This is a genomic window from Variovorax humicola (genome assembly GCF_037889915.1).
GTDB classification, from domain to species: domain Bacteria; phylum Pseudomonadota; class Gammaproteobacteria; order Burkholderiales; family Burkholderiaceae_C; genus Variovorax; species Variovorax humicola.
Genome location: NZ_JBBKZV010000049.1, coordinates 17,430 through 30,408, shown reverse-complemented (window position 1 = coordinate 30,408; position 12,979 = coordinate 17,430). Strand labels below are relative to the sequence as shown.

15 protein-coding genes and 1 pseudogene are annotated in these 12,979 nt (G+C 63.7%); 8 read left to right on the top strand and 8 right to left on the bottom strand.

Going from position 1 to position 12,979, the window contains the following annotated elements; all coding sequences use genetic code 11:
* On the bottom strand, positions 1 to 553 hold a 553-nt coding region (locus WKW80_RS34575), incomplete at its 3' end, for a PrsW family glutamic-type intramembrane protease (protein WP_340368092.1).
* On the bottom strand, positions 550 to 1,083 hold the full coding sequence (locus WKW80_RS34570) for a hypothetical protein (protein ID WP_340368091.1): 534 nt from the start codon (positions 1,081 to 1,083) through the stop codon (positions 550 to 552). The genes WKW80_RS34570 and WKW80_RS34575, both read right to left, overlap by 4 nt.
* 70 nt (positions 1,084 to 1,153) lie before the next feature.
* Between WKW80_RS34570 and WKW80_RS34565 the strand changes: the two genes are divergently transcribed.
* A complete protein-coding gene (locus WKW80_RS34565; RefSeq protein ID WP_340368090.1) occupies positions 1,154 to 2,272 on the top strand; it encodes an IS110 family RNA-guided transposase in 1,119 nt (372 codons plus the stop codon).
* 438 nt (positions 2,273 to 2,710) lie between these two features.
* On the opposite strand, the gene WKW80_RS34560 is transcribed toward WKW80_RS34565, so the two are convergent.
* On the bottom strand, positions 2,711 to 3,031 hold the full coding sequence (locus WKW80_RS34560) for a GNAT family N-acetyltransferase (RefSeq protein WP_422823031.1): 321 nt from the start codon (positions 3,029 to 3,031) through the stop codon (positions 2,711 to 2,713).
* A gap of 343 nt (positions 3,032 to 3,374) precedes the next feature.
* Here WKW80_RS34560 and WKW80_RS34555 point away from each other — a divergent pair, with 343 nt between their 5' ends.
* The 4 genes and pseudogenes from WKW80_RS34555 (at position 3,375) to WKW80_RS34540 (ending at position 6,884) form a co-directional block, all read left to right on the top strand.
* Positions 3,375 to 3,965: an MBL fold metallo-hydrolase gene (locus WKW80_RS34555; protein ID WP_340368093.1), complete on the top strand. Its 591-nt coding sequence runs from the start codon at positions 3,375 to 3,377 to the stop codon at positions 3,963 to 3,965.
* A 51-nt stretch (positions 3,966 to 4,016) separates the two neighbouring features.
* Positions 4,017 to 4,450 (top strand): annotated as a pseudogene (locus WKW80_RS34550) (cupin domain-containing protein).
* Between the two features lie 625 nt (positions 4,451 to 5,075).
* On the top strand, positions 5,076 to 5,315 hold the full coding sequence (locus WKW80_RS34545) for a hypothetical protein (protein ID WP_340368089.1): 240 nt from the start codon (positions 5,076 to 5,078) through the stop codon (positions 5,313 to 5,315).
* Between the two features lie 762 nt (positions 5,316 to 6,077).
* Positions 6,078 to 6,884: a hypothetical protein gene (locus tag WKW80_RS34540; RefSeq protein ID WP_340368088.1), complete on the top strand. Its 807-nt coding sequence runs from the start codon at positions 6,078 to 6,080 to the stop codon at positions 6,882 to 6,884.
* 286 nt (positions 6,885 to 7,170) lie between these two features.
* Here the strand turns inward: WKW80_RS34540 and WKW80_RS34535 are convergent, their stop codons facing one another.
* The 5 genes from WKW80_RS34535 to WKW80_RS34515 all read right to left on the bottom strand — a co-directional run bounded on the left by WKW80_RS34535 (position 7,171) and on the right by WKW80_RS34515 (position 11,638).
* Positions 7,171 to 7,863 carry a Druantia anti-phage system protein DruA gene (locus WKW80_RS34535; RefSeq protein ID WP_340368087.1) on the bottom strand — a complete coding sequence of 231 codons (693 nt, stop codon included), beginning with the start codon at positions 7,861 to 7,863 and terminating at the stop codon, positions 7,171 to 7,173.
* A 222-nt stretch (positions 7,864 to 8,085) separates the two neighbouring features.
* Positions 8,086 to 8,892 carry a LytR/AlgR family response regulator transcription factor gene (locus WKW80_RS34530; RefSeq protein WP_340368086.1) on the bottom strand — a complete coding sequence of 269 codons (807 nt, stop codon included), beginning with the start codon at positions 8,890 to 8,892 and terminating at the stop codon, positions 8,086 to 8,088.
* Positions 8,893 to 8,951: 59 nt separating this feature from the next.
* Complete coding sequence (locus tag WKW80_RS34525) at positions 8,952 to 10,022, bottom strand: sensor histidine kinase (RefSeq protein ID WP_340368085.1); 1,071 nt, start codon at positions 10,020 to 10,022, stop codon at positions 8,952 to 8,954.
* A 74-nt stretch (positions 10,023 to 10,096) separates the two neighbouring features.
* Positions 10,097 to 10,588: a DUF2938 family protein gene (locus tag WKW80_RS34520; RefSeq protein ID WP_340368084.1), complete on the bottom strand. Its 492-nt coding sequence runs from the start codon at positions 10,586 to 10,588 to the stop codon at positions 10,097 to 10,099.
* A 768-nt stretch (positions 10,589 to 11,356) separates the two neighbouring features.
* On the bottom strand, positions 11,357 to 11,638 hold the full coding sequence (locus tag WKW80_RS34515; RefSeq protein WP_340368083.1) for a hypothetical protein: 282 nt from the start codon (positions 11,636 to 11,638) through the stop codon (positions 11,357 to 11,359).
* Positions 11,639 to 11,834: 196 nt separating this feature from the next.
* On the opposite strand from WKW80_RS34515, the gene WKW80_RS34510 reads away from it, so the two are divergent.
* The 3 genes from WKW80_RS34510 to WKW80_RS34500 all read left to right on the top strand — a co-directional run bounded on the left by WKW80_RS34510 (position 11,835) and on the right by WKW80_RS34500 (position 12,902).
* Positions 11,835 to 11,978: a hypothetical protein gene (locus WKW80_RS34510; protein WP_340368082.1), complete on the top strand. Its 144-nt coding sequence runs from the start codon at positions 11,835 to 11,837 to the stop codon at positions 11,976 to 11,978.
* A 211-nt stretch (positions 11,979 to 12,189) separates the two neighbouring features.
* Positions 12,190 to 12,417, top strand: a complete 228-nt coding sequence (locus tag WKW80_RS34505; RefSeq protein ID WP_340368081.1) for a hypothetical protein — start codon at positions 12,190 to 12,192, stop codon at positions 12,415 to 12,417.
* A gap of 56 nt (positions 12,418 to 12,473) precedes the next feature.
* Positions 12,474 to 12,902: a hypothetical protein gene (locus WKW80_RS34500; protein WP_340368080.1), complete on the top strand. Its 429-nt coding sequence runs from the start codon at positions 12,474 to 12,476 to the stop codon at positions 12,900 to 12,902.
* Positions 12,903 to 12,979 lie beyond the last annotated feature (77 nt).

The following is a 12,979-nucleotide window of genomic DNA, read 5'->3' as shown; positions in this document are numbered from 1 at the left end:
CGTTGACGGTATAGGTGAGGTTCTCGATCACCTGGAAGCCCAGGCCCGTCATCGCGCCGACGATCAGCACGGAGAGGTAGGTCTGGAATTGGTTTCGCGCGACCAGTATCAACAGGATGACGCCGGCGATCTTCAGGAATTCCTCCGTGATCGGTCCTGCGATCGCCGGGCCCCAGACGGAAGCGAATTCCGGCGACACCAGCTTGGCGCAAAGGCTCCGTATGGCGTTGTTCGCCGGCGCGCAGAGGTACACCGCCCCGAGGCCTCCCCACGCGAAGGCCAGCATGAAGGCCTCGGGCGGGTGCTGTTCGAGCAGGTCCAGGGTCCGGAAGGCGAGCACGAACACCAGGGTGTAGCCGCCCCACACGAGCAGCCCCAGCCACAGGGTGACCGGCACCACGCGCAAGCCCAGCGCCAGCATGTGGGCGGTGTGGAACGCGCCATTGACGATGAAGGCAGCCAGGATCCAGAAGGCGGCGCGGCGTGGCTGGAAGAAGGAATCGGTGCCCACCGGCCAGTCGGCGGGGTCCTGTGCGGCGGCGACCGCATTCATGCCGGCGCCTCCATGTCCATGCCGTCGATCATGCTGTTCGCTTCCTCCGGCGCCTCGCTCAGGCCGTCGCTGCTGCCGTAGAAGTCGACCTGCACGACCGAGCGCCGAGGACGATCGACGACCTGCCAGAACCGGCCGGTCAGCTTCAGTCCGTAGTAGGCGAAGGTCTTTCCCTCCAATCCCCAGGAATTGACGAATTTGGAAACTTCGCCGTCGACCCGCAGGCCCTGGCCGCGCTCCATCAGCCGGCGCTGCCGAACCATCGGTCCATCCGGTCCGCCATTCCAGTCGGCGGTGGTCACCAGGAACTTGTGGCCGCCCTTGTACAGCATCAACGACTGGCCGGCCTTCGAGCGGGATACGTCCATCTGCCAGCCATCGGCCACGACGAACCTGGCGTGCCCCACGGTCAGTGTCTCCCCCGCTGCCAGCGGCCGGCTACCGGGCTCGTGGCGATCCCAGAAGGTCAGTCCGCCCACGTAGACATCATGGTCGCCGCCCCCTCTGGATAGGCGGCCGGTCTCCAACATCGTAGGTTGCGTCCAAGAACGCAGAGCTACATGCTGTGACTTGCGTCGTCAGCAAACAAGGAGACCGACCATGGAAGAGCGTAGCAAGATTCACGTGGGTTTGGACGTCCACAAGGACAGCATCAGCGTGGCGACAGCCGAGCCGGATCGAGCGCCCGGGCGCCTGATCGGCAAGGTTCCGCACGATGTAAACAAGTTGTTGAAGGTGCTGGCCAAGGTTGGCACCAAGGAGCAACTGCACCTCGTGTACGAGGCTGGTCCGACGGGCTTCGGGCTGCAGCGTGCCTTGAAGGCGAAGGGCTACCTCTGCGAGATCATCGCCCCGTCGCAGATTCCAAGACGTCCAGGCGATCGCATCAAGAACGACACACGCGACAGTGTTCAATTGGCCGAGTGCTCGCGCGCGGGCCAGTTGAGCGCGGTGTGGATCCCCGATCCAGACGACGAGGCGATTCGTGACCTGTCGCGGGCACGCGAAGATGCGGTCCACGGTCGCATGCAGGCCCGCCATCAGCTCAAGGGCTTCTTGCTGCGCCACGACGTGCGCTACAAGGGCAAGACTTCCTGGTGCGGTGCCTACTATCGCTGGCTGGGGACGTTGAACTTCGGCGCCGGCGCCGCCCAGACAGCGTTCACCGAATACTGGCAAGCCGTGACGGCAGCGGACGATCGCGTCGATCGGCTGACGAAGGCGCTGCAGGCCTCGATCACTGGCTGGCGCTTCGAACCGGTGGTGGGTGCGCTGCAGGCCTTGCGTGGTGTCGCCGCGATCACGGCGATCGGCCTGGTGGCTGAGATCGGCGACCTCGGGCGCTTCGCCCATCCACGCAAGCTCATGGGCTATCTGGGCCTGGTTCCATCTGAGCGGTCCAGCGGCGAGCGCACGAGCCGAGGCAGCATCACCAAGACAGGCAATGCGCACGCACGGCGACTACTGACCGAGGCGGCCTGGAACTATCGCTTCAAGGCACGCATCGGCAGAGCGGCGCAGGTGCGACAACAAGAGTTGTCCGAACCCATACGAAGAATGGGTTGGACGGCGCAACTGCGGCTGACCCAGCGGTTCGCCGCTTTGAATTCGCGTGGCTTGCAAGCCAACAAGGCCTGCGTCGCGGTCGCGAGAGAGCTGGCCGGCTTCGTCTGGGCGATCGGCATGCAGGCGCAGCGCGAGAAAGGTGCGGCAACCTAAAAAAGGAGACTTCCGGGATCGATCTGGTGATGCGGCACGAGCAACGATAGGGCAACCCTCGAGCCTGTTACCAGGGCACCGCAAGGATGATCCCCGACCCTAGAGCGAGGCAGGCCCACGACGAATCGATGAAGTGCAGGTAACCAATCCGCGGATATGAGCTTGATTCATCGTCGCTGCAAACGCTCGAGTCGCATCACCCGATCGATTCCAAAAACATACCTCACCCCCTATCACCTGCAGTAGTTATTGACAGTGGCGACCATATGAGCAGGTGATCGCAAGGAGCACCGCGCTCGCACTCGGCCAGGTGCGGTACGGTATGCGGCGGGACAGCTCGAGCATGCGTTGATGGTGCCACGGTTGTCCGGCATCGTTCGGAGTGGCGCTTGCCGCCTCGATTGCACGACGCCGGCGGGTTCCTTGGGCGGGGGCCGCTCACCCCGCGCTGAGCTCCTCCGCTGTCGCGAGGCTGGTCTGTGCCAGCGACATGACGACGCGACGCTGGTCGGAAGACGGTGGCTCCGAATGGTCATCTTCGAAGCCCATCGCGTGGGCGAGCTTCAGCATGCGCTCGTTTTCGCGCAGCACGATGCCGACCAGGCGCCCGGTGCCGCGGCTGCGCGCATGTTCGATGAGTTGCGCGAGTAGCAGCCTTCCCAATCCGGCGCCCTTGAGGTCGGAGCGAACGATGATCGCGAACTCGGCTTCGATGTTGTCGGGGTCGCTCACCGTGCGTGCAACGCCGTGAGGTGTAATGAAATTGTGCTTATAGCGTAGTAAGACTGTGCTCGCGGTGCGCCTTGCGCGATGTTCGCGCAGTCGACATTACGAGCGCGCTCAACGTCGATGAGCGCGGTTCAACGCATGGCTCGCAACTTGACGCCGGGGAGGGCGCCCCTTCACTCTCAAAACGCGGCGTTCGCCGCCATTGGCCACGCCGGATTCGTCGCGCCGTCAGTCCTTGAGTAGTAAACATGTGCTCATACGGATCACGGCAAATTCGCACATCTTTACTACGGCAAGGCGGATAAGCACAAAATTACTACCAAAAGAAGCGAAGTAATGTTGTGCTCGCAGTCACTCCACGACACGTTAACTCATTGATTTCAATGGGCTTTGCCAAATAGCAACAAACACATTTTCATTACTCTTCACGGCGGGCATCGCGTTCGATGCGCACGACATCGCAGCTGGAGTTGTCTATGAGCGCAATGGCGTACGCATCACCGCGTTTCCGACCCATCACGGTGACCTCATCGAGCCGAACTTCGGCTACATGATCGAGTACCAAGGCAAGAAGGTCGTGATTTCCAGCGACACCACGTATGACGAGCGTATTGCTCAACGGGCGCAGGGTGCGGATCTGCTGCTTCACGAGGTCGCGGACATCGACCCCCAACTCCTCAAGGACTATCCACGCTTCAAGGAGATCACCGCCCATCACACGTCGCCGGAAGAAGCAGGTCGAATCTTCGCGATGGCCAAGCCAAAGGTGGCTGCGTTCACGCACATCATCGTGATCAAGGCGAATCAGGGGCTTGATGTTCCAGCCACCGAGGTCGTCTCACGAACACGCAGCACCTATGACGGACCGCTCGCGCTCGGAGAGGACCTGATGCGTTTCGAGATCGGCGACACGGTCGAGGTGTTCAATGCACGCAAGGAGCGCGTAGACGTCAATGCTCCTTGAACCCTACAGCTGGCCGTTGCTCGTCCCCCTCTGCACATCGCAAGCATGAACATGACCGAACTTTCCACCCGCTTTTCTCACGTCAAGCCTACCGACACGTCATTCGTCTCTGGAAGTTTGCGCGACTTCTTCACATATCGTGACCTGGGCGTTGCTCAAGCGACCGGCGGGCGCGTCGTAGCACAGTTGGTGCGAGCCAATGAAGACCAGAGAACGGCACCGGCTGGCACGTTCACGAAGCACAGTTCCACATCGTGTTCATGTTGAAGGGGTGGGCACGTTTCATGTACGAGGATCGCAACACGCTGGTGGAAGCTGGGGACTGCGTTCATCAGGCACCGGGCATCCGTCATTTCCTGTTCGACTATTCCCCTGACATGGAATACCTCGAGGTCGTTGGGCCCGCCGATTTCGGAAGTACCTCCGCTCTGGGGCAGTGCGCTGTGCCGGCGCCAATACCATGGGGCAAGCCGCGAAAACCTTGAGGAGGATTGTTGACCGGCATTCTGAGCATCGGACTTCGAGGTGGTTTTCAGCCGACGCCCGCTCCGCATCGCTGCAGTTGGCCGTTCTGAGCCGTCAGGGGTCAAGCATAGCCCCACTGCCGCCATCGGCGTATGTGTGCTGCAGCAGAGAGGTGGTGGACGTACGCTGGCCCGGAGCCGGGCGCTTTGACAGTCTTCGCTGCAAGGTCAGCCGCGCGACATGGTCGCGCGTTGAACCAAAGACCCGGTAGGTATCCACCATCATGCATCACTTCCTCCAACTGCCTGTTCTGCTTTGGCTTGCCGTAGTCGGCCTGTCTCTCGCGGGACTCATCGCCATCCGTCGCTCGTTCGCGCGTGACCTGCAGCGCGGCTCTCCACCCTGAGGCTCGGCCGCGTGCGTGCACCGCGGTCGGCTCGCCCGGAGCGCGCATGTGATCCACCTGCGCGGCGGCCCCGACAGCGATGCCGCCGTCCCAGTTGCATCGTCAGCGGCGCTCTCCCGCGGCCTCAAAAACGGCGGACTCAAGCGTCAGGCTCCGCTTTTCGAGTGTGAAGGCCCTGCCAATTTGCGTCCAAACCATGCAGGTCAAACCCCGAAGCTGCAAATGGCGCCTAATGGCTCATGACTCAAGCAATCCTCAAGCGCATCCACAAGGGCCAGTTGCCGATGCATTTCATGCGCACGGACGTGGTCCGCCTCAAACAGCTGAGGGACGCGGGCTATCTGAAGCTCAGCTTTGAACCTGTCGCCAACCACAATCGGACCGCCGCTACAGTGACGCAGCTCACACCGCTAGGTCAAGCGGCGATTCGATACTTCGGCTTTGAGCTGGGTACGCAGCACCCGTTGACTCAGCAATGACGCACCGCGCGCTCTGCGTTGTCGTCCACGAATTCGGGCCGAGCGATTTCTCGTGGACGCTGGTGAAAAAGCAAAGCAGCAGCAATCTTGCTGAATGTGTGGCTGCATCAACGAGTTGCTTCCCAGACTACGACGGGGCACTCGATGCGGGTTTTGTAGCGCTTCAAGCGTTCTGCGCTTAGTTCAGCTCGAAGGCTTCGGCAGGGAGGCTGTGAACGCTGTTTACCTCGGAACGTCGAGCGGCATCACAGCGTGAATCCGTATCAGGAGTGGAATGCTAGTCGCGCGCCCGTTCACCCTCGGTACAGCAGCGGTTTCGGCTACGACCGCACCGTCATGTCGTCCATCGGACCTTGCCGCTAGTCGTCGTTGGGATGAAAGCCGGTAGTCACGCCTGGCGCGCGCATGCGATCCAGCGCGGCGAACCCTTCCTCGCGGTCGACGATGCACCAGCCTGCGGCCCTTGCGCCTGAGTCCAATGTCGGCGCGGCCAGGGTGCGGAGAAACCGCCGTGTAATGGTGGAGGCCTTCGCCGCGCTTCAATTGCGCGCAGGCGAGGCCTGCGCGCGTCGTCGAGCCACCGATTCCGTGACCTTGCCAAGAAGGTAGCGAGGTTCCACTCCGTCTCGGACAATGTGCGATGGCGTACGGACAAATGCTACGAATCCTTCCATGCTTCACGCGGACAGTCTCTCGGCGCTGATAGGGGGTTCATCGGCGCCGGCCACGCTGAGCGCTCCTCGATGCCGAACTGGAGTCGTCATGAATGCATCGCCCACGAACAACATTGGCCCGCTGCCTACCGTTGAATTCAGCGAACTCGGCGTCATGCTGGAGTTGTTGTGGCGAGGCGAGAGGACAGCCCTTGCAAAGTGCACTTTCTGTCGAACCCTGAATCATCGAAGCGCATCGCACTGCGCAGCCTGCGCGAGCAAGCTGCCCGCCATCTATTGGGATCAGTCAGTCGTTGCGAGGAACCCGCCCAGCACGCCAACGGGTGTAACGCCTACCCGTCTCCCTGTCGGAGCGGGCGGCCACGTACGCCGCGAACTCGCGAACATGCTGCTTTGGATGCTCGCAATACCGCTCGCGCTGTTTGTTGGCTTCGTTGGGTGGTATACGTTACATCGCGGTGATCAGCCGTCGCCGGCGTCGGCGGTTGTGGCGGTGAGCGCGTTGCCGGATGGGCGAGCGGAGCTGACACAGACGACGAGCCTTGCCAAGACGCGCAAGCCGGAAAGCCCGGGTGGTGTGGGCGTTACGGCCAACCCCAACAAGGAAATCGTCATGGCGCGCGCGGATAAACAACGGATGCCCGTTGTGGCCCCCACCCGCGCCGCCAGCCCGACCCCGCCGCCGCAAGCGCCTCGGTGGAGGATCCCACGCTCCGCTGCGCCCAGCGCAACGGACCCCACCGCCTCCTGCAACAGCGAGATGTTTCTGCTGCGAGCGATGTGCCTCAACAGGCAATGTGCCGAGCCGCAGAACGCTACGCATTCGCGCTGCATTGGGGTCGTCAGACAGCGACGCATCGACGAGGCCCGGCGCAATCCGACATTGGTCGGGTGAGGCCGTCAAAAATGTGCCCCTGAGAGAGTGCGGCAAGGGGCCGCATCAGCTGGCCACGTCTTCGCCTCCAAGAGCCCCCGGCGGCGAAATTCGAGTCCCCCTCCGCTTCAGAAAAGGTCCCCGAGGCGCAAGCCTCGAGGACAAAGCCACCGAAGAGGTGCTGAAGGAGGTCCTGTCGCAGTAGCCGGCACTGGTAAGCTGATGCGAGACTGAGGACGGGACGAAGACGTGATCGATGCGCTGTGCAAGGTGATCAAGCGGAAGCATTACCCGCTGGAAGTGATGCTCACCTGCGTGCACTGGTGGTCTTCGCGTGCTGCAGCTTGAGCATCTCGAACACGAAGGTGGTGAGCACCCCCTCGAGCAGGCGATATTGCTGCTCTAACAATGCCGGCTTGGCCCGCAACAGAATCTCGTCGAGTTCCTGCTGGGTCGCAGTGACGAATTCGGGCTCCTTCACGCGGCCGCCTGCACATGCGACAGCCGCTGGCGGAAGTTCTTGACCAGCGGGTAGCCCAGCACCTGCTTGATCGAGCGGGTCGGCTCGTACGTCGGGGGCGTCCTTGCCGCGCCCGTCGTCACGCCCATCGAGTCCAGTTCGCCGCGCGGTAGCACGTGCCGCGAAAGCGCTTCGGATCGATGAAGGTCTCCAGGAAGTAATCGGGTGCCCGTACGCCGACTGCCAATCGGCCGACAGCCGTCGGGCAATGCGCCCCAGCAGGTGCGAGGCCAGGTGTGGCACTTTCACCCAGGGCAAGATCAAAAATCTCGTGTTGTAGGCCAGCAGCGCGATGTTCTTCAGCCGCGCCTGCTTGTCCCAGCCGATGAAGCGGTCGCGGCTGCCCAGGTGACGCGGCGCCGAGCTCCACGCCATGTACGCGATCGGCCGTCCCCCGACGAAGACCATGTACTTCAGGTGCTCGCCCACGGGCTGGGAGTAGGCCAGGTAGTGGTGCTTCTGCATCTGGGCGTTGAACACCGCCTCATCGGGGCCCGAGCCCTTAACCGTGAAAGGACCCACCCATGAAGAACTTGTTGCAGCTGCTCGTCGACACAGCCGGCCGCAGACCAAGAGCATCGATGAGCATTACCTCGTGCAGGCGGTGGCCGCTCTGGACTTGCGCGTCCGGCCTCTCGCTCTCGAGCGGCCCTGAGGCTCACGCCCCGGCGTCACGCCGGTGGCGACATCCCAGCCTGCAACCTACATCGGCCGGAAGAGGTGGCCGAACGCGCGGCTCACCTTCAATGGCCGCTGCAAGCCGCGCACGGCCAGGCTGTAGTGCCCGTTTTCGTCACGCGTGGCGCTCAGGATGGCGTTCGCATTGACCATTACGCTGCGGTGCACCTGGATGAAGTCGGGCGAGTCGATGCGTACCATCAACTCGCGCATGCTCATGCGCACCAGCGCCTCACCGGATGGGGTCACGACGTTCACGTACTTCTCCGTCGCCTCGAAGCAGACCACATCGGCGACCGGGATCATGCGCACGGTGTTGCCTAAGCCGGCACGGATGACCTTGATGCGCTCGCTCGGTTCGGTTTGCGGTGCCGCGATCGACTGCATCCGCTGCATCAGCGCGGCCCGGTTGCCAGCATCGGGCGACGCGGCGCGCCCAGCCAGCCGCGCCTTCAGCCGCTCCACGGTCTGCTGCAGACGCTCGGCTGTGGCGGGCTTGAGCAGGTAGTCGATCGCAGCGCGCTCGAAGGCCGGCACTGCGAAGCTGTCGTAAGCCGTGATGAACACGAAGAGCGGCTCGGCCCGGTCGTCGGGCCAGTCGTCGGCCACGGCTTCGGCTACCTCCAGACCGGTGCGACCGGGCATCTTGATGTCCAGGAACATCACGTCAGGGGCATGCGCCAGCCCCAGCTCCGTCGCGCGCAGACCGTCTTCCGCGACGCCGATGATGCGAAGCTCGGGCCACACCTGTTCCAACAGGCGCGTCAAGGTGCGCGCAAGGACCGGTTCGTCCTCGGCGATGACGGCAGTGGGTGCGGTAGCCAGGGCCATGGCGGACTTTCTCGACAGGTCGATGTCAACGGTGATTGGCGAACTCGGCGTGCGCCGAGTCAGATGGGGATAAACACGACGGCGCTCACACCGTTCGGTTGACGCCGTTCGAGGCTGAGCCGCGCGGCTGGGCCGTAGACCGCCTGAAGCCGGTCGCGCACGTGCTGCAGACCATAGCTGGTGCCGGCCGGACGGGCGGCCGGTTCTTCTTCCTCGTCCGCGGGGAGCCCGAGGCCACTGTCGTTGATGCGGATCTCGATGCCCGCGGTGATTGCGCGCGCGACCACCTCGATGCTGCCTGAGCCGACCTTAGGCTCCAGCCCATGCTTGATCGCGTTCTCCACCAGCGGCTGTAGCAACATGGGCGGGACCTGCGTGGCCTCCAGGTCGGCCGGAAGTTCCAAGCGGAAGGACAGGCGCGGCCCCATGCGCAGCGCCATGATGTCCAGATACGCGCGCAGTTGCGCGAATTCCCGGCTGAGGGCGACCGACTCGGTCTGCGACGCGGCCAGCGCGCTGCGCAGGTACACGATCAGCTGGTCGATCATCGACTCGGCGCGGTCGACGTCTTCGCGCAGCAGCGAGCGCAGATTGGCCAGCGTGTTGAAGAGCATGTGCGGTTCCAGTTGCGCCCGCAGCAGCCGCAACTGTGACTCGACCGCCAGGCGTTGCGCTTCGGAGCGGGCGGCGGCTTCCTGCGCGAGCTGCTCGCGCGTCGCATAGGAGTGCAAGCCCAGGCCACCCACCAGCATGGTGAAGATGATCGGGATCAGGCTGACACCCAGGTACCCAACCATGCGCAACGGTTCGCCCAGCAGCAGGAAGGCGAACTGGTGGCCCACGAAGTAGCCGGTCGGAATGGCGATGACGCCGGTGAGGATCCAGCGTGTCAACGGTCTGAATCGGGAGAAGGCTCGGGTTCGCCGCAGCAGCAGCACGCACGCCACCATCGTCAGCCCCACGCACTCGGAGAACGTCAGCAGCCGGGGCCAGGTATCGAGCCCAGGGGACAGCAAGTGCAACAGCGTCGCAGCGAGGGCCCAGAAGACGGTGGCGACGGCGACGGCCCGAAGCACGCCCTTCAGCGTGTCGGGCCACAGCTCGGCGTTGGGGGGCGACGACAGGTACATGGCGGGCAGTGGTGCTGCGAGAGTGTGAGGCAGCCGGCTCTACTCTAGAGCCGGCGCGGTGCACTGCCAAGCCGCTAGTGGCTTGAGCCCAGGGCCATCACGACCCCGATGCCCAGCCCGTAGGGGATGTGCGCGACCGTGCTGGCCAACAGGGCGTTGGTCCCTCGCGGCCCGTGCTGCCCGAACCAGCCCCAGCCGAAGGCCGGCAGCAGCAGCAGCCAGGGCAGCAGCGAAGTTGCCGCACCGAATATCACACCACCCCAGAGGTGATCGATGGGTACGTCGAAGCCCGCGGCATGGACGAAGGCCGCATATAGCAGCGCGACCCCGCCGCCGCCGATGAGAAAGTGGAACGCCCAGCCCATCCGCACTTCGCCCGGCCGCGCCGGGGAGCATGCGATGTCGACATGCGCCCATTGCCCGCGCAGCAGGCCCAGCGCCCAGCGGCCGAGCAGGGCGACGTTGACGCCGCTCGTCAGGCCCACCCGGCCGGCGAGCGTCTCGGTGATGTCCATCAGAACGGCGCCGACAATGCCGCCGACATAAGCTAGGACAAAGCTGCTCATAGACAGGTTCCTTCGTGTGGAAGCGGGCGGCAACGTCCCGCAAGGTCAGGATGCTGGCGGCAGTGTGGCGGCGGCCGCCGGCGTCGTGCCGGATGCAAACCGGCTCAGGATTAGGCGCAATTGGCGGTGGCACCGCATCGGCACTGCGAACCGCATTCGCATTGCGTGCCGCACTGGCATTGCGGGCTGCAGGTGCCAGCGGTCTGCTGGGCGGTTTGCTGGCAGCCACAGCTACAGCCTGTGCCGGGACAGGTGTTGCAGTTGCAGGAGACTTGCTGGATGTCGTTCATGGTGGCGTTCCTTCGGGGTGCATCGACGACGGGATGTCTTCGATGACTGCACTTTCGCCGGGGCAGCTGTTCACCGACAGCGTCATGAGACGAAAGGTCGGCGCGTGTGCGGGAACGGTCTCGCCAATCGACCGAGTGGTCACGCCATCGTCGAGTGCCGGCCCGCCAGTGCGTGCCGCGTCTGTGGATGCCGCGTGGCAACAGCGGGCGCTCGCACGTCAGCACTCCGATGTCGGGGGCGGCAGACCTTCGGCCTCTCGTGCCTTGAGGCAGAGATCCAGCCGTGGAACACGCGTTGCACGACCTTGCCGTCCCGGAAGCGGCCCCATTCGTAGTTCGGACCGTGCCGGGCCGAGGGGCCTGAGCGCAGCGGTAAGTCGGCCTGCCGCAGACCTTCGTGCGCCGGCCTTCGTGCGTGCCAGAGTACAGCCCTGGTCGGCCTCGACAACTTCGAGCCGGACCATGGACTGCGTTGCCGTCAGCTCTCCCCGGGACGAGCGCTTCGGGCGGATCCAGAACCGCGTGCCCGCTCAATTGCTTCTTTGGAGCGCGCAACGACTAGAAAGCTCTCAAGCTTCGTTTTGGCACTTGCTTCCTCTTGACTGGCCATCTCGAACGCCTTGATGTCTTCCGGGGAAGGCCCGTCGCCGCTACCGCACATTCGGGCGCCCAGCGCCTCGATCAGCACTTCGCGCGCGGTCACCACGGCCGCGTGCCAGAACGCAAGATTTCGGTGCAATTCGTCCAGTTGCTCCTCCACGATAATCTGCCTTAAAACCCACCAAGTAACTATTTTGTACTACATCCCGTCTGCCTCTTTCAACTCCCGTGCAGTCGCGGAGTTGAAACAGCTGCAGCAGGTGATCCGCGGCTTGCGTATGACCTTTTTGCAGCTGGAGGCGCGGGTGAGCCCGAGATCGCGTATCCGCTAGCGTGAGCGCTAGCTGGTCGCAGCGTTGGGCGAGGTCTTTGACGTCGTCGAAGGCGCCCGCTGGGCGACGCTGGAGCGCGAGGCTGATGACGACATCGCCGCCGGGCGCGTGAGCCCCGCTTTCACAAACGCCGCCGACGCGATCGCCTGCCTGAACGCGAACGTCTGAAGGGGAGGCCGGGCGTATTCACCTCCGTCGCATTCTCGGCGCGCCTCCTGCGGGACATGAGAAAAGCTAGACGCCGTGCAGGGCGCCGAAGTCAACGGCCGCATTGAAGACCTGTCCCTCCATCCAATCCCGGGACGCGGGCCGGTTCCGTTTGGACGAGGCACCGCATCCCTAACGTAACCAAAAGCGCTACCATTTCTGCATGCCTCAAATGAAACGCAGCGACGGCATTCCGAAATGGTCCATGCCGGCATTGGCCGTTACCGTCGAACAACTCGCGCCCGCCGAATTCACCTGGAGGCTGGTGGAACGACATGCCGGCCATCCCTCCAAATGTGTCGCCGAAGCAGTGGAACGCTTCACGGACTATGAGCAGGCACTCGACTACGGCTTCGTCGCGCTCAAGGGACGGCACCAGCGAGAACTGGGCGCCCCCTGATCCCATTTCCAGCCCCGCGTCCAGCAGCAACGGATTCATCCCATCTGCGGGCAAAGGTGACGTACGAGACGCCCGGCTGGCCAACAAAACAGTTCGAGCGCAGCATCAGAGGCCGCCACCGGGATCTGCCGAAGTCTTGTCTCGCCGAAAATGATCCCCCCATGCTCCATTGCGTCCTGCACGACCTTCGCGCTCCGCTGACTGCGGAGTACGCGGTGATGGCGGCGATCAGCGGTGCACGCACCTCGCGCATCCGCCGGATTGAGCGCGACGCGATTGACAAGTGGGGCGGGCTCTATCTGCCGCCGCGCGACGTTGTGTTTAGCGACATGCTTCGCGCGATTGGGTTCGTCGTGATGTCGACCGAGTCAGCCGCGATCCAGCCCTACGCGTTCAAGTTTTTCGTGCGCTATCGGCATCACCTCTTTCATGCCGATCCAGCCATCGTGACCCTCAAGCCTCGGAACCACATGGCGGTTGTTTGAGGCAGCGCATTCGTCGACAGCGACCGGCCGTTGCCGACACCACTCGACGCAGCGCCGCGCGCGTGGAAGGTGACCGA